Raw genomic sequence first — 16,008 nt, 5'->3', positions numbered from 1 at the left:
ATGGCGAGCACCTTTTCCCTGATCCTGGTGATTGTCACCGCGATCACCGGCACTATCTGGGCCCTCGACAAGCTCATTTGGTCCAAGCAGCGTGCTGCGAAGATTGCGGTAGCCCGCGCCAATGCCGGTGGTGCCGTGGACGAGAAGACACTGGCCAAGGTGGCCCCGGTCCCGGTCTGGATTGAACAGACCGGCGGTGTTTTCCCGGTCATCGCGCTGGTGCTGGTGCTGCGCTCTTTTGTCTACGAGCCGTTCCAGATTCCGTCCGGCTCCATGATGCCGACCCTGCTGGTGGGCGACTTCATCCTGGTTGAGAAGTTTGCCTATGGCCTGCGCAACCCGGTCAGCAACGGCAAATTCCTTGAAACCGGTGAGCCCAAGCGTGGCGACATCGTGGTATTCAAGTATCCGCTTGATACCCGTGTGGATTACATCAAGCGGGTGGTTGGCCTGCCGGGTGATCGCGTCATCTATCGCAACAAGGAGCTGATGATTCGCCCCCGCTGTGACGATGGCAAGACTTGCGAAGGCTTCAAGAAGCTCGATGTGCAGTTCCAGCAGAGCGGCGAATTTACCCAGATGGGTATCCCGCTCGATCGCTACAAGGAGCAGTTGGGCGACGTGTCGCACAACACCCTGCGCAATCCGCTGATGCCGGATCTGGTCGATCGCTACTATCGTCAGCCGGGCACTGAAGATGATGAATGGGTAGTGCCGGAGGGGCACTACTTTATGATGGGTGACAACCGCGATAACAGCACTGACAGCCGTTTCTGGGGCTTTGTTCCCGAGGAAAATCTGGTCGGTCGCGCCGTTGCCATCTGGATTAGTTTTGAATTTGAGCGGGAAGAAGGATCACTGCTGCCGAGCTGGATTCCGACCGGCGTTCGCTTCAACCGCATTGGCACAATCAAGTGATGAATCTCAAGCGTAATCGGCTGCAAGCCCGTCTGGGCTACAGCTTTAATGACGAGGAGCAGCTGACTCGGGCCCTGACCCACCGCAGCGCCGGCTCCCGTCACAACGAGCGTCTGGAATTTCTGGGCGACTCGATTCTGAGTCTGGTGATTGCCGAGGAGCTGTTCCACCGCTTCCCGCAGGTCGCCGAAGGGGACATGAGCCGCATGCGCGCCACTCTGGTGCGCGAAAAGACACTGGCCGAGCTGGCCCGCGAATTTGAACTGGGCGATCACCTGATCCTCGGTCCTGGCGAGCTGAAAAGCGGTGGCTTTCGCCGCGAATCGATTCTGGCCGACACGGTCGAGGCGATCATTGGCGCCGTCTATCTCGACAGCAACATGGAGAGCATCCGCTCCCTGCTGTTGGGTTGGTATGCCAGCCGTCTGGAAGAGATCAAGCCTGGTGTCGAGCAAAAGGATCCCAAAACCCGTCTGCAGGAGATCCTGCAGGGGAATCGCAAGCCACTGCCCACCTACACTGTGATTAACGTCAAGGGTGAGGCACACAACCAGGAATTCACCGTGCAGTGCGACGTGGTGGGCCTGGATATTCCGCTGGTGGGTGTCGGCTCAAGCCGCCGCAAGGCTGAGCAGGCCGCCGCCCAACAAGCTCTGGAGCAGTTGCTATGACCGAATCCGAGATGACTTACTGCGGCTTCGTCGCCATTGTCGGTCGCCCCAATGTGGGCAAATCGACGCTGCTTAACCAGCTGCTCGGGCAGAAGGTGAGTATCACCTCGCGCAAGCCGCAAACGACCCGCCACCGCATTCTCGGTATCGACACCGACGGTCCTTATCAGACCATCTATGTGGATACGCCGGGCCTGCACATCGAAGAAAAGCGGGCCATTAACCGCCTGATGAACCGTGCCGCTACCAGCTCGCTGGGGGATGTGGCCATGGTGGTATTTGTGGTGGAAGGGACCCACTGGACCAAAGATGACGAGATGGTGCTGGGTAAAGTGCGCGATCTCAAATGCCCTGTGGTGCTGGCCATCAACAAGGTGGATCAGGTCAAGGACAAAGAGGCGCTGCTGCCCCATCTGGAGTTTTTGAACAGTCAGATGAAGTTCACCCACGTGCTGCCCATCTCTGCCAAGAAGGGTGACAACGTCGGCAAGATCCGCGAGTGGGCCAAAGAGTGGCTGCCGGAGAATGGGCACTTCTTCCCGGAAGATTACATCACCGATCGCTCTTCCCGCTTCATGGCGGCCGAGATCATCCGCGAGAAGCTGATGCGCTTTACCGGTGATGAACTGCCCTATTCGGTCACGGTGGAGATTGAACGCTTCAAGGTTGAAGAGAACGGCATCTTCCACATCAACGGCCTTATTCTGGTCGAGCGTGATGGTCAGAAGAAGATGGTGATCGGCAACAAGGGCGAGAAGATCAAGACCATCGGCACCGAGGCTCGCCTTGATATGGAGCGTCTGTTCCAGAATCAGGTGCACCTCGAACTGTGGGTCAAGGTGAAAGCCGGTTGGGCCGACGACGAGCGCGCCCTGCGCAGTCTCGGTTACGGCGACGACTGATCCGGCTCGGGCGAGGTCAGGCCATGCTTCCCCACGCTCGTGATCGCGGCGACCATCATTCGGTCGCCGCGTTTGTTCTGCATACCCGCCCTTATCGCGAAACCAGCCAGCTGGTGGATCTCTTTAGCGCCGAGCTGGGACGTTTTACCCTGGTGGCTAAAGGCTCGCGTGCTGCCCGCTCACCGCTTAAAGGGGTGCTGCAACCCTTCTCTTGCCTGAGCGTAAGCTGGCGCGGTCGCGGCGATCTGAAAACCCTGACCAAGGCCGAGACGGTCGGGTTTGGTCCGCGTCTTACCGGCGATCGCCTCTTCTATGGTCTCTATCTCAACGAACTGGTTTACTATCTGCTCGAGGCCAACACCGCCTTTCCCGAGGTGTTTGCGGCCTATGGCGAGGCGCTGGCGCTGCTGATTGATACGCCGGTGCCGGAGTTGCCCCTGCGCCGTTTTGAATTTCTGCTGCTCGAAGCCCTCGGCTATGCGGTCGATTTCGAAATGACGGCCGATGCAGAGCTGCCGGTTGAGGCCGGGTTGTTGTATGGTTTCGAACGTGAACTGGGTTTTGTGGCACGGGAAAAGTGCCAAGAGTCCCATCTCTTTCTCGGCGCGCATCTGCTGGCCTTTGCCGAGCGCCGTTTCGATACCCCGGCCATTTTGCAGGCCGCCAAGCGGTTTAGTCGGCTGGCGCTGCAGCCCTATCTGGGTCAGCGCCGCCTGCGCAGCCGGGAACTGTTTATCAAACGCAAGGTTTCATCCAAGGAGTAATCAATGAGCGAGATCTATCTGGGGGTCAACATCGACCACATCGCCACCCTGCGCAATGCCCGTGGCACCCAGTATCCGGACCCGGTACAGGCTGCCTTTGTGGCCGAGCAGGCCGGTGCCGATGGCATCACGGTGCACCTGCGCGAAGATCGCCGCCATATTACCGATCGTGACGTAGAGATCCTGCGCCAGACCATCCAGACCAGAATGAACCTGGAGATGGCGGTGACCGAAGAGATGCTGGATATCGCCTGCCGTATTAAACCCCATTTCGCCTGTCTGGTGCCGGAAAAGCGTACCGAAGTGACCACCGAGGGCGGTCTGGATGTGGCCGGTCAGCTCGACAAAATGAAAGACGCGGTCGCCCGTTTGTCGGCGGTGGGCACTCAGGTCTCCCTGTTTATCGATGCCGATCTGCTGCAGATCGATGCGGCCGCCGACAGTGGTGCCCCGTTTATCGAAATCCACACCGGTCGTTACGCCGATGCGACCACCGAAAGCGAGCAAAATGCCGAGCTCAAGCGCATCGTCGCTGGCGCCTCCTACGCCGCTGGCAAGGGGCTTAAAGTCAATGCCGGTCACGGTCTGCACTACCACAACGTCAAGCCGATTGCCGCCATCCCCGAGATGAATGAGCTGAATATCGGCCACGCCATCATCGCCCGCGCCGCCTTTGACGGTCTGGCCAAGGCCGTGGCGGATATGCGAGTCCTGATGCAGGAAGCTCGCGCCGGCAAGTAAGCCCTCACAAGGGGACAGCAGAAGGGGGCTCTGGTAGCCCCCTTGGTTTTATCCGCTTTACGGCGCTTCGTTGGGCGTCTCCTCTCTGGGGGTGTCCAGCAGCGGGCCATGCCACGAGGGGACGTAACGCTCGAGCAAGGCATTAAGGCGTGCCCAGCTCTCTTGATCGGGCTCACCATCATAGCGTGCTGGCCGAAAGTGCAGTTGAAAGGCGCGTAGCACCTGATGGGTCATGTTATCCCACTCGCCGGTTTGCTCAACACCATAGCCATAACGGGCCAGCGCCTGCTGCCACGGGCCTGCACTTCGTGGAAAGGGTGCCGCGAGCCATGCCTGCACCCGCGCTTCATCCGGCCAGGCACCGACCCCAAACTCATCATGCAGCCGTTGCCAGGGAAACAGTGGGCCCGGATCGACTTTACGCTCGGGGGCCACATCACTGTGCCCCAGCACATGGGTCGGGCGCAGGTGATAGCGGGTCACCAGATCGCGCGCCAGCGCCCCCACAGCGGCCAGCTGCGCCGCTTCAAATGGCTGCCAGTGGCGCTGATCCAGTGGGAGGGCCGCATCTTTTTCGGCATAGCCGCCATTGACGATCTCAATCCCGAGCGACGTTGCATTGAGCGATGGTGTGCCACGCCAGCGGCTGACGCCGGCATGCCAGGCGCGCTGCTCATCCGGCACCAGTTGCAAGATGGGGTAGGGTTGCTGGTGAGAGCCTGCGGGAACGAGATAGTGAGCACTGACCTGCCGCTCTGGCGAGGTGAGCGCTAAGAGCGATCCGGCGTTGTCCTCATCGGTGTAGTGCAGGATCAGAAAATCGATGCGGCTGTCCTGATTGGGGCTTGGATGCGACTCAAGATGATAAGGCTGCTGCTGACAGGCAGCCAGCAGCAGGATAAGGCTAAGGGCGGCTAGGCGGCATCGCCCACTGATGGCCAACAGCTGGACTGACAGTGAGCGCAGGTGCCGGCGCATCGGTCAGCCACGATACTTGGCGGTGAGACCGATCAGGAAGTTGCGCAGGATCTGATCCCCGCAGTCCTGATAGTGTTTGTGATCCTTTGAGCGAAACAGGGCGCTGAGCTCGGATTTGGAGAGGTTGAAGTCGGCCTGCTTAAGGGTGGCGAGCATCTCCTCTTCCTTGAAGTTAAGGCCGATGCGCAGCTTGCGCAGGATCAGGTTGTTGTTTATCCGGTTGGGGATCACCTGAGGCGGCGCATCGTCGCGCACGCCACGGCGCACGGCGATGAAGCCATCAAGGAACTGGCTCAGCGCTGCGTCCGGGCAGGGGACAAAGCCCGGCTCCTGCGCTTCACCCTCGTCGGCCTCTTTCATCAACCAGCCGTGTAACTGGAGGTGGGAGACGGTCAGGTTGCCTTTGGCAAACATGTCGACCATCTGGTCGTTGCTGATGCTAAGGGCGTAGCGCAGGCGGCGCAAAATATCGTTGTTGGTCAAGGTCGGCTCCTATGGGTACGGCGCAACTGTACCATCTGTCGGGGCCCGCGTCGAAAAAGCGGGCCATCGGTCAAGCAAGATAGCGGGGCGCTTCGCTGCGCACCTGCTCCATGGCGTCTTGTAACTCCAACAGCTCGGGCTCCAGCTCCTCGGGGGAGGTCTCATCGCGCAAGGCTTGCTCCAGCTGGGCCAGCAGTCGCTGCAGGGTTGGCACACCGCAGTAGGCACTACCACCATGCAAGCGGTGCAGCTTGGCCAGCAGCTCTTGCGGGTCGGCGTCGCCCGAAAGCGCCTGCTCGATGATAGGCTGGGTCTCATCAAAACTGGTGAGCAGCATGGTCAGCATCTCACGGGCCAGTGGCTCCTTGTTGGCTGCCTGGCGCAGTGCCAGCGACCAGTCGATGATCTGGCTCTGAGTGCGTTGGTGGCGCTGACCGGCAAAGGTGGTCACCAGTTGCTCGAGCACCGCTTCGTCGATGGGTTTGGCCAGATAGTCGTCCATCCCCTGACGCATCAGCCGTTCCCGTTCGCCGGCGATGGCGTGGGCGGTAACGGCAACGATCGGCGTATCCAGGTTGCACGACTGGCGACGAATCGCCTGAGTGGCGCTGATACCATCCATGATTGGCATCTGGATATCCATAAAGATGATGTCAAAGGTGTGGCTTTGGGCCAGCTTGACCGCCTCTTTGCCGTTCTGGCAGATCACGACTTCGCTGACTCGCTCTTCGAGCATGGCCGCAATCAGCTTGAGGTTGGCCGGATTGTCATCCACGGCCAGCACCCGGATATTGTGACGTGCTACCGGCGGCTGCAGCTGCAGCTGGGGCTGCGGCTCGGCCTCGCGGGTGAGCAGGGCGTGCTGCAGTTTGCGATGATGCGCCGGCTTGGCCAGACAGTGTTGGGCTCCGTGGCGCAGCATCTGTTCGTGCTGAGCCTGATCGTGGCTGCCGAGCAGCACGATGATAGGGTTGCTGTTGCCATAGCTGTCGAGCCAGGGCACGACCTCGTCGGCCGGCATCTGGGCGCCGCTGCCGATGATCAGTGGCTCTTGCGGTGGCAAGACGCTATCGGGCTGCAGCTCCACCGGCTGCATCTCCCACTCTTCAAGCTGGGCTAACAAGGCCTCACGGCTGAAGTTATCCGGCTCGAGCAGCCAGACCCGTTGCCCGGCCAGCGGAGAGCGGGTGGCGTGATGGTCGATGGGTAGCGGCGCCACTTCAATTTCGAGGCTGAACGAGAAGGTTGAGCCGTGTTCAAGCTGCGAGGCGATCTGGATCTGCCCACCCATCTGCTGCACCAGCTTCTGGGTGATGACCAGCCCGAGCCCGGTGCCACCATAGCGGCGCGAGATGGACGAGTCCGCCTGATTGAAGGCCTGGAACAGCTGGCGCTGCTGCTCGGTGGAGATACCGATGCCGGTATCACGCACATGCACATTGAGCCGCACCTTGCCACCGGACAGGGAGGCCTGGCGCTCGATGCGCACATCCACGTTGCCCAGCTCGGTAAATTTGATGGCATTGCCGCACAGGTTGGTGAGCACCTGCTGCAGCCGCAACGGGTCGCCAATCAGTTGATCGGGTACGTCACGCTCGATACGAAGTGAGAGCTCAAGTCCCTTGTCGTGTGCGCTGGGGCCAAGCAGTTGCATCACATCTGACAGGGTATCGCGCAGGCTGAAGGCGATGTGCTCCAGCTGCAGCTTGCCGGCTTCGAGTTTCGAAAAATCGAGGATGTCGTTGATGATGCCAAGCAGGTTGCGCGCCGACTTCTCGATGGTGAGCATGTAGTCGGCCTGATTCGGTGTCAGGCTGGTCTTGAGCAACTGCCGGGTAAAGCCAATCACGCCGTTGAGCGGGGTGCGCAGTTCGTGGGACATGTTGGCCAAGAACTCGGATTTGACCCGCGCCGCTTCCTGGGCGCGCTTCTTGGCCATGTCGAGCTCGACGTTCTGGATCTCGATCTGCTCTAACGTTTCACGCAGGTCTGAGGTGGCCTGATCCACGCTCTGCTGCATCTCTTCGTGATATTCCGAGAGTGCCTTGGCCATAGCGTTGATGCCGTTTTTCAGCATCTCCAACTCGCCGGTCAATGGCCGGTTGACCCGGGTATCGAGCCGTCCTTCCCGGATCCGGTGCACCGCCTGCACCATCTCGGTGATGGGCTGGGTGACGCTTTTTACCAATCGAAAGCCAAACAGCACACTGATGCCGATGCCGAGGATCAGCATCAGCACGGCAAAGAAGGTATCGCGATATTGCAGCACCAGCGCGCTGTCGGTGGTGATCTGCATGGCGATGTAGCCAATCACCGGTGGCTCGCTGTCACTTGGTAGCGGGAAGCCATCAAAGCTGGTCTCCGCCTGGATCGGGGTGCGCAGTATGATGTCATCACCGTGCATCTCGACGCTGGTCAGGGTCGGGATGGGGCTGCCCCTTGGCAGGCTCAGCAGTGCAAAGTCGCGGTGATAGTTGGAGGTGACAAACAGGACGTTGTCCTGAGTGAACACCGCGATGGATTTTATCAGGGGCGAATTTTTACGGTGCGTCAGCCCAATTAGGCGCTTGAGCGACTCACGGCTGTGCTGGGTCATGCCATACTCGCTGGCAATGGCGAGTGGCTCGATGATGTTGATGCCCTGGTTGATGAGGTTGTTTTCCAGCTGCTGGTAGCGGTGGAAGGAGAAATAACCCGCCATCATGCCGCCGATAAGCAAGGTCGGCAAAATGGTAAACGCCAGCACGCGCGCTCTGAGGCCGTATTTGGTCATACTGTATCAGTTGTGGGACAATGCCCGGCTGCAGGTACCCACATGATGACATAGCCACCTATAGGCACCAAGTTTTATGGCCCAGTTTTTCACCCCCAAGAAATCGTCTCAACAGCCCCAACACATTGAATGCAATGTGGATACGCTCGACCACCACTGTGTGGGTATCGGTCGTCACGAGGGTAAGGCCATCTTTATCGAAGGGGCGCTGCCCGGCGAGCGGGTCAAAGTCCGCCTGACCGAGCAGAAAAAACAGTACGCCCACGGCCAGTTGCAGAAGATTGTGCAGGCCGCCCCCGAGCGTATTGAACCCTTCTGTCCGCACTATCGTGAGTGTGGCGGCTGCAGCACCCAGCACATGACGCTGGCGCACCAGCATGAGGCAAAGCAGCAAGGGCTGCGCACTCTTTTTGCGCGGTTGGGTGGCGTGACCGTCCCGCCGCTCGAGCCGGTATTGACTGGCGCCGAACAAGGTTACCGCCGGGTTTGCCGGCTGGCGGTCAAATATGACAAGGGGAGCCGGCGCGTTCAGCTCGGTTTTCGCCGGCGTCAATCGAGTGAGCTGGTTGAGGTGCATGCCTGCCCGGTGCTCGAGTCAGCCCTGTCCACGTTGATTGCGCCGCTGCGTGCGCAACTCGAGCGTCTCAAGCACCCCCGTGATATTGGTCATGTGGAGTTGATTGCCGATGACCAGGGCGTGTTGATGCTGCTGCGTCACACCGGTCGCCCCAACGAGCATGATCGTCAACAGCTGATGGATTTTGCTGACGCACACAAGCTGGATCTCTATTTGCAAAGTGGTGATGCTGGAGAGGGAAGTGTACCGTGCGAGCCGCTGCGGCAGACCCGCACACCGGTTTATCGTCTCGGTGAGTTGTCGCTCTCGTTTGCCCCTGGCGACTTCATCCAGGTCAACCGCTCGGTGAACCAGGCGATGGTTGAGCGGGCGCTGGCGTGGCTTGATGTGCAACCGGGTGAGAAGGTGCTCGATCTCTTCTGCGGTGTGGGCAATTTTACCCTGCCGCTTGCCGCCAAGGCCCGCGAAGTGGTGGGGGTGGAAGGGGAAATGAGCATGGTGCGGCGTGCCCAGCACAACGCCGAACAAAACGGTATCGGCAATGTCCGTGTTTACAAGGCGGATCTGGCGGCCGATATCACAGACCTCCCCTGGGCCCGTGAAGGATTTGATCGGGTGCTGCTCGACCCGGCGCGCCCTGGCGCACTGGAGGTCATGCCACATATTGTGAAACTTGCACCCCGCCGCGTGGTCTATGTGTCATGTAATCCGGTGACACTGGCGCGCGACAGCAAGGTGCTGGTCAATGCCGGCTACCGCCTGCGCCGACTGGGCATGCTCGATATGTTCCCGCACACGGGACATCTGGAGTCGATTGCCCTGTTCGAGAAGGAGTAGACTGGTCCGGCATCTGCTCATGCCCACTGGCAAGCCTTGAAAGAGCGGGTGCCCATCCCCACTGATGGGGAGTCATTTATACCCGGGGCAGTTTGCCCCTGAACAAAGGATGGACAAGATGGTTTCGGTTCGTGACATACACCTCAAAGAGAATTTTACTCTCGAGGAGTGGCTCTCTTCGCTGACACTGGGCGGTGCCGAGCGAGAGCAGTTACGAACCCTGTATCAGTACTGTCTGGGGTTGGCCGATGAGGAGGTCACCAGCCGCTTGCTGGTGCGTGGCGTGGAGATGGTCGGCATCCTGATGATGCTGAGCATGGACATTGCCACCCTCAAGTCCGCCATTCTCTATCCCTTTGTCGAAGAAGGTTATATCGGGCGCGACAAGCTGGCCGAGGATTTTGGCAACAAGACGGCCAAGCTGGTGGAAGGGGTGCTCGAGATGGAAGCCATCCGCTCCCTGCAGACCGCCCAACGCACCGAAACCTCCCCGGAGCAGGTCGACAACGTGCGCCGCATGCTGCTGGCCATGGTCGAAGATGTGCGTGCTGTGGTGATCAAGCTGGCCGAGCGGATCGCCTCATTGCGCGAGGCCAAGAAGGCCAGCGAAGAGACCCGGGTGCTGATGGCACAGGAGATCTCCAACATCTATGCGCCGCTGGCCAACCGTCTCGGGATTGGTCAGCTCAAGTGGGAGCTTGAAGATCTCGCCTTCCGTTACCTGCATCCGGACACCTATAAGCAGATCGCCAAGCAGCTGGATGAGAAAAGACTCGATCGCGAACGCTATATCCGCGATTTCGTCGGCTCCCTCAAGCACTATCTGCAGGAGTCCGGTATCGAGGCCGAAGTGTATGGCCGACCGAAACACATCTACAGCATCTGGCGCAAAATGCAGAAAAAACACCTCGAGTTTACCGAGCTGTTTGATGTGCGTGCGGTGCGGGTTGTCACCCACCGGTTGCAGGATTGCTACGCCGCGCTCGGGGTGGTGCACACTCATTTTCACCATATTCCGCGCGAGTTTGATGACTATGTTGCCAACCCCAAACCCAACGGCTATCAGTCGATCCACACCGTGGTGGTTGGGCCCGAAGGCAAGACGGTCGAGATTCAGATCCGCACCGAGCAGATGCATCAGGATGCCGAGCTCGGTGTCGCGGCTCACTGGCGTTACAAAGAAGGTACTGCCACAGCCAAGGGCGGTAACTTCGAGGACAAGATCGACTGGCTGCGTAAACTGCTGGCTTGGCAGGAAGACATGTCCGAGAGCGGCTCCTTGCTTGAAGATCTGCGCAGCCAGGTGTTCGAGGACAGAGTTTATGTCTTTACCCCCAAGGGCGATGTCATCGATCTGCCGTCCGGCGCCACGCCGCTCGATTTTGCTTATCACATCCACAGCATGATTGGCCACCGCTGCATCGGTGCCAAGATAGAAGGGCGGATTGTCCCGTTCACCTACACCCTGCAGACCGGCGATCAGGTGGAGGTGATTACCCAGAAAGAGCCCAACCCGAGCCGCGACTGGATGAACCCCAACTCGGGCTTCCTGCGCTCTAGTCGGGCTCGTGCCAAGGTCGCCACCTGGTTTAGAAAGCTGGATCGGGACAAGAATATTGCCGCCGGCCGTGAGCTGCTCGACAAGGAGCTGGATCGCCACAACCTGACGCTTTCCAAGGTAGACAAGGTGGCGCTCGAGCGCTTCAACGCCGAAGAGCTCGACGATCTGCTGGCCGGGATTGGCAGTGGCGATGTGCGCATCAACCAGCTGCTCAACTACCTTGAGACCCGCTACAACAAGCCGACGGCCGAGGAAGAGGACCGCCGCGTGCTCGAAAAACTCGAGCAAAAAGCCAACGCGCCGTCGCGTCCCAAGGCCAAAGATCACATCGTGGTGGAAGGGGTCGGTAACCTGATGACCCACATCGCCCGCTGCTGCCAGCCGATCCCCGGCGACAGCATCGTCGGCTTTATCACTCAGGGACGGGGCGTATCGGTGCACCGCGAGGATTGCGAGCAGGTCAAGGAGCTGTCGCGGCGTAATCCGGAGCGGGTGATCGATGCCATCTGGGGTGAAAACTACTCGGGGGGTTACGGACTGACGATTCGCATCGAGTCTAATGATCGCTCGGGTTTGCTGCGTGACATCACCACCGTGCTCGCCAACGAAAAGATCAACGTAATGGGTGTGCGCTCGCGCTCCAACGTCAAGCTGCAGACCGCGCAGATCGATATGGAGCTTGAGATCTACAACATCGATACCTTCAACCGGGCGCTGTCGAAACTGAGCCAGTTGCCGGACATCATCAACGTCAAACGCTTGTAATCCAGTGACCGGCCAGCAGGCCGGTCACCCTTTTGGGCCCTGTTCAGACCGAGGACACCATGAACCAGCCGTACCAACTTGCCGATCTGCTTGCCATCATGGCCAAGCTGCGCCACCCCGAGCAGGGTTGCCCCTGGGATCTCAAGCAGGATTTCGCCAGCATCGTTCCCTACACGCTGGAAGAGACCTACGAGGTGGTGGCCGCCATTGAGGAGCAGGATTGGCAGGGGCTCAAGGGCGAGCTCGGCGATCTGCTGTTCCAGGTGGTCTTCTATGCCCAGATGGCCAAAGAGCGCGGCCTGTTTGATTTTGCCGACATCATCGATACCGTCAGCGATAAGTTGATCCGCCGTCATCCCCATGTGTTTGGTGATGCCGATTTGAGTGACGAGCAGGCGGTCAAGGCCAATTGGGAAGCGACCAAATCCCGCGAGCGGGCCGAGCGTGACCAGACCAGCGTGCTGGACGACATTCCGCTGGCGCTGCCCGCGTTGACCCGTGCCGCCAAGATCCAAAAGCGCTGCGCCAGTGTCGGTTTTGACTGGAAGACGCTGGGCCCGGTGGTGGACAAGGTGCACGAAGAGATCGACGAGGTGATGGAAGAGGCGCTGATGGCCGACGTGAACCCGGAGCGGGTGGCCGATGAGCTCGGCGATCTGCTGTTTGCCACCGTCAATCTGGTCCGACATCTGGGGCATGAACCGGAAAAAGTGCTGCGTGGTGCCAATGCAAAATTCGAGCGTCGTTTCCGTCAGGTTGAGTCGCTGATCGCCGCTGAAGGGCTTGCTGTGAGCGACTGTAGCCTGGAAAAGCTCGATGCAGCCTGGAACCATGTGAAAGAAAATTACGAAAGTTGATTTGGCGCAAGACAGCCTGCCTCGCAGGCTGTTAGATTTTTGCGCGTTGTTTGGGAGTGGGGGGTTTGTTATACTGTGTCCCCGTCCTGCTTCATCTCCCCGAAGCACCCTAATCATTCCCTAAACTTTCTTTCAGGTTCAGCATGACGACCAAATATATTTTTGTTACTGGTGGCGTTGTTTCATCCCTCGGCAAAGGCATTGCCGCAGCTTCTCTGGCAGCCATTCTGGAAGCCCGTGGTCTGGATGTGACCATCATGAAACTGGACCCCTATATCAACGTGGATCCGGGTACCATGAGCCCGACTCAGCACGGTGAAGTATTCGTCACAGAGGACGGGGCTGAGACCGATCTGGACCTGGGTCACTATGAGCGTTTCATCCGCACCAAGATGACTCGCCGCAACAACTTCACCACCGGTCGCATCTATGCCGACGTGCTGCGCAAAGAGCGTCGTGGTGACTACCTGGGTGCCACCATCCAGGTGATTCCGCACATTACCAATGCCATCAAGGAACGCGTCATCGCTGGTGGCCAAGGCCATCAGGTTGCCATCGTCGAAATCGGCGGTACCGTGGGTGACATTGAGTCCCTGCCGTTCCTTGAAGCCATCCGTCAGCTGGCCGTGGACGTGGGTCGTAACAACGCCCTGTTCATGCACCTGACCCTGGTTCCGTATCTGGCCGCGGCCGGCGAAGTCAAGACCAAGCCGACCCAGCACTCGGTGAAAGAGCTGCTCTCCATCGGTATCCAGCCGGATGTGCTGATCTGCCGCTCCGACCGTGCCATTCCGGCCAACGAGCGCGCCAAGATTGCCCTGTTCTGTAACGTGCCGGAGCGCGCCGTCATCTCCATGAAAGACGTCGACTCCATCTACAAGATCCCGGCACTGCTCAAGTCCCAAGGCTTGGACGGTTATGTGACCGAGCGCTTTGGTCTCGACTGCATGGACGCCAACCTGGCCGAGTGGGATCAGGTGATTTATGAAGAAGCCAACTCGACCGGTGAAGTGACCATCGGCATGGTCGGCAAGTATGTTTCTCTGCCTGATGCGTACAAGTCGGTCAACGAGGCGCTCAAGCACGGTGGCCTCAAAAATCGTCTGTCGGTACACATCAAGTACATCGACTCCCAAGACATCGAAACCCGTGGTTTCGAGCTGCTCGAAGGTCTCGACGCCATTCTGGTGCCGGGCGGTTTCGGTGAGCGTGGTGTGGAAGGCAAGATCCTGGCTGCCAAGTACGCTCGCGAGAACAAGATCCCCTATCTGGGCATCTGCCTGGGTATGCAGGTTGCGATGATCGAATTTGCCCGCAACGTGGCTGGCATGGAAGGCGCGCACTCTTCTGAATTCAAGAAGGACACCCCGTATCCGGTGGTCGGTCTCATCACCGAATGGGTGGATGAAGAGGGCAACGTGGAAACCCGCAGTGAGAAGTCCGATCTGGGCGGTACCATGCGTCTGGGTTCCCAACTGTGCCACCTGATTGAGGGGTCCAAGGTTCGCGAGCTGTATGGTTCTGCTACCATCTACGAGCGTCACCGCCACCGTTATGAAGTAAACAATACCCTGCTGCCGAAAATTGAAGCAGCCGGTCTCAAGGTGACCGGTCTCTCCGCTGACAAGAAGCTGGTTGAGATCATCGAAATCCCGGATCACCCCTGGTTTGTTGCAGCCCAGTTCCACCCGGAGTTCACCTCCACGCCGCGTGACGGGCATGCCCTGTTTGCCGGCTTTGTCAAGGCTGCAGGTGAGTACCAGAAGCGTAATTTGAAGTAAAACGGGAGCGGTTAGGGCATTGTGCCGTAACCGCTTTTCCTTAATAATTTCTGTTGTTTTTTTACGAAACCTGAGGAAAGAAACATGTCCAAGATCGTTAAAGTGATCGGTCGTGAAATCATCGACTCCCGCGGTAACCCGACCGTAGAGGCTGAGGTTCACCTGGAAGGTGGTTTTGTGGGTATGGCTGCCGCTCCGTCTGGCGCCTCCACCGGCTCCCGTGAAGCTCTGGAACTGCGTGACGGCGACAAGTCCCGCTTCCTGGGCAAGGGTGTGCTGAAGGCTCTTGAAGCCGTTAACGGCCCGATCGCTCAAGCTCTGCTGGGCAAAGATGCCAAGGACCAGGCCACTGTTGACCAGATCATGATCGATCTGGACGGCACCGAGAACAAGTCCAAGTTTGGCGCCAACGCCATCCTGGCTGTCTCCCTGGCTAACGCCAAGGCTGCTGCTGCTGCCAAGGGTATCCCGCTCTACGCTCACATCGCTGACCTGAACGGTACCCCGGGCGTTTACTCCATGCCGCTGCCGATGATGAACATCATCAACGGTGGTGAGCACGCCGACAACAACGTCGACATCCAAGAGTTCATGATCCAGCCGGTTGGCGCCAAGACTCTGAAAGAAGCCGTTCGCATGGGTGCCGAAGTATTCCACAACCTGGCCAAGGTTCTGAAGTCCAAGGGCTATAACACCGCCGTTGGTGACGAAGGTGGTTTCGCTCCGAACCTGAAGTCCAACGCCGAAGCGCTGGAAGTGATCGCTGAAGCCGTTGCTGCTGCTGGTTACAAGCTGGGCACTGATGTGACCCTGGCGATGGACTGCGCTGCTTCCGAGTTCTACGACGCCGAGAAGAAAGAGTACAACCTGAAGGGCGAAGGTCGTATCTTCACCTCCAACGGTTTCTCTGACTTCCTGGAAGATCTGACCACCAAGTTCCCGATCGTCTCCATCGAAGATGGCCTGGACGAATCTGACTGGGAAGGCTTCGCCTACCAGACCCAGAAGCTGGGCAAGAAGATCCAAATCGTTGGTGACGACCTGTTCGTAACCAACACCAAGATCCTCAAGCGTGGTATCGACAACGGTATCGCCAACTCCATCCTGATCAAGTTCAACCAAATCGGTTCCCTGACCGAAACCCTGAACGCCATCAAGATGGCCAAGGACGCTGGCTACACTGCCGTCATCTCCCACCGCTCCGGTGAGACCGAAGACGCGACCATCGCCGACCTGGCTGTTGGTACCGCTGCTGGCCAAATCAAGACCGGTTCCATGAGCCGTTCTGACCGTGTTGCCAAGTACAACCAGCTGATCCGTATCGAAGAAGCCCTGGGTGCCAAGGCTCCGTTCCGCGGTCTGAAAGAAGTGAAGAACCAAGCCTAATCGCTTTTCCAAGC

At 59.0% G+C, this 16,008-nt stretch carries 13 protein-coding genes; 10 read left to right on the top strand and 3 right to left on the bottom strand.

The features are described from left to right. From lepB to pdxJ, 5 genes are read left to right on the top strand one after another with little or no spacing between them, the layout of a single operon-like run. Positions 1-918: a signal peptidase I gene (gene lepB, locus BW958_RS05710; protein ID WP_076574778.1), complete on the top strand. Its 918-nt coding sequence runs from the start codon at positions 1-3 to the stop codon at positions 916-918. Beyond that, positions 918-1,589 carry a ribonuclease III gene (rnc, locus tag BW958_RS05705; RefSeq protein WP_076574777.1) on the top strand — a complete coding sequence of 224 codons (672 nt, stop codon included), beginning with the start codon at positions 918-920 and terminating at the stop codon, positions 1,587-1,589. Before lepB ends, rnc begins: the two co-directional genes overlap by 1 nt. Then, positions 1,586-2,491 carry a GTPase Era gene (gene era, locus BW958_RS05700; RefSeq protein ID WP_076574776.1) on the top strand — a complete coding sequence of 302 codons (906 nt, stop codon included), beginning with the start codon at positions 1,586-1,588 and terminating at the stop codon, positions 2,489-2,491. Before rnc ends, era begins: the two co-directional genes overlap by 4 nt. Positions 2,492-2,514: 23 nt before the next feature. Continuing rightward, complete coding sequence (gene recO, locus BW958_RS05695) at positions 2,515-3,255, top strand: DNA repair protein RecO (protein ID WP_076574775.1); 741 nt, start codon at positions 2,515-2,517, stop codon at positions 3,253-3,255. 3 nt (positions 3,256-3,258) lie between these two features. Then, positions 3,259-3,996: a pyridoxine 5'-phosphate synthase gene (pdxJ, locus tag BW958_RS05690; RefSeq protein ID WP_076574774.1), complete on the top strand. Its 738-nt coding sequence runs from the start codon at positions 3,259-3,261 to the stop codon at positions 3,994-3,996. Between the two features lie 57 nt (positions 3,997-4,053). Here pdxJ and BW958_RS05685 read toward each other — a convergent pair whose 3' ends face one another. The 3 genes from BW958_RS05685 to barA form a co-directional block, all read right to left on the bottom strand. Then, positions 4,054-4,974 (bottom strand): N-acetylmuramoyl-L-alanine amidase, encoded by a 921-nt coding sequence (locus BW958_RS05685; protein WP_076574773.1) that lies wholly within the window; start codon positions 4,972-4,974, stop codon positions 4,054-4,056. Positions 4,975-4,977: 3 nt separating this feature from the next. Then, entirely contained in the window at positions 4,978-5,457 is a 480-nt protein-coding gene (locus BW958_RS05680; protein WP_076574772.1) for a YehS family protein, read from the bottom strand. A gap of 70 nt (positions 5,458-5,527) precedes the next feature. Continuing rightward, positions 5,528-8,230, bottom strand: a complete 2,703-nt coding sequence (barA, locus tag BW958_RS05675; protein ID WP_076574771.1) for a two-component sensor histidine kinase BarA — start codon at positions 8,228-8,230, stop codon at positions 5,528-5,530. A gap of 76 nt (positions 8,231-8,306) precedes the next feature. On the opposite strand from barA, the gene rlmD reads away from it, so the two are divergent. The 5 genes from rlmD (at position 8,307) to eno (ending at position 15,994) form a co-directional block, all read left to right on the top strand. Then, positions 8,307-9,644, top strand: a complete 1,338-nt coding sequence (gene rlmD, locus BW958_RS05670) for a 23S rRNA (uracil(1939)-C(5))-methyltransferase RlmD (RefSeq protein WP_076574770.1) — start codon at positions 8,307-8,309, stop codon at positions 9,642-9,644. 118 nt (positions 9,645-9,762) lie between these two features. Beyond that, positions 9,763-11,970 (top strand): GTP diphosphokinase, encoded by a 2,208-nt coding sequence (gene relA, locus BW958_RS05665; protein ID WP_076574769.1) that lies wholly within the window; start codon positions 9,763-9,765, stop codon positions 11,968-11,970. A gap of 59 nt (positions 11,971-12,029) precedes the next feature. Beyond that, on the top strand, positions 12,030-12,827 hold the full coding sequence (gene mazG, locus BW958_RS05660; protein WP_076574768.1) for a nucleoside triphosphate pyrophosphohydrolase: 798 nt from the start codon (positions 12,030-12,032) through the stop codon (positions 12,825-12,827). A gap of 143 nt (positions 12,828-12,970) precedes the next feature. Further along, the gene (locus tag BW958_RS05655) at positions 12,971-14,608 is read left to right on the top strand and encodes a CTP synthase (RefSeq protein WP_076574767.1); all 1,638 of its coding nucleotides are present in this window, start codon (positions 12,971-12,973) and stop codon (positions 14,606-14,608) included. A gap of 84 nt (positions 14,609-14,692) precedes the next feature. Beyond that, positions 14,693-15,994 carry a phosphopyruvate hydratase gene (gene eno, locus BW958_RS05650; protein WP_076574766.1) on the top strand — a complete coding sequence of 434 codons (1,302 nt, stop codon included), beginning with the start codon at positions 14,693-14,695 and terminating at the stop codon, positions 15,992-15,994. Positions 15,995-16,008: the final 14 nt, after the last annotated feature.

The sequence above is a fragment of the Aeromonas sp. RU39B genome, assembly GCF_900156095.1.
Classification (GTDB): domain Bacteria; phylum Pseudomonadota; class Gammaproteobacteria; order Enterobacterales; family Aeromonadaceae; genus Aeromonas.
This window is presented reverse-complemented; position numbering and strand designations above follow the sequence as displayed.

Coding starts and splice junctions, on each gene's coding strand:
- lepB (WP_076574778.1), top strand. CDS start 1: ATGGCGAGCACCTTTTCCCTGATCCTGGTGATTGTCACCGCGATCACC.
- rnc (WP_076574777.1), top strand. CDS start 918: ATGAATCTCAAGCGTAATCGGCTGCAAGCCCGTCTGGGCTACAGCTTT.
- era (WP_076574776.1), top strand. CDS start 1,586: ATGACCGAATCCGAGATGACTTACTGCGGCTTCGTCGCCATTGTCGGT.
- recO (WP_076574775.1), top strand. CDS start 2,515: ATGCTTCCCCACGCTCGTGATCGCGGCGACCATCATTCGGTCGCCGCG.
- pdxJ (WP_076574774.1), top strand. CDS start 3,259: ATGAGCGAGATCTATCTGGGGGTCAACATCGACCACATCGCCACCCTG.
- BW958_RS05685 (WP_076574773.1), bottom strand. CDS start 4,974: ATGCGCCGGCACCTGCGCTCACTGTCAGTCCAGCTGTTGGCCATCAGT.
- barA (WP_076574771.1), bottom strand. CDS start 8,230: ATGACCAAATACGGCCTCAGAGCGCGCGTGCTGGCGTTTACCATTTTG.
- rlmD (WP_076574770.1), top strand. CDS start 8,307: ATGGCCCAGTTTTTCACCCCCAAGAAATCGTCTCAACAGCCCCAACAC.
- relA (WP_076574769.1), top strand. CDS start 9,763: ATGGTTTCGGTTCGTGACATACACCTCAAAGAGAATTTTACTCTCGAG.
- mazG (WP_076574768.1), top strand. CDS start 12,030: ATGAACCAGCCGTACCAACTTGCCGATCTGCTTGCCATCATGGCCAAG.
- BW958_RS05655 (WP_076574767.1), top strand. CDS start 12,971: ATGACGACCAAATATATTTTTGTTACTGGTGGCGTTGTTTCATCCCTC.
- eno (WP_076574766.1), top strand. CDS start 14,693: ATGTCCAAGATCGTTAAAGTGATCGGTCGTGAAATCATCGACTCCCGC.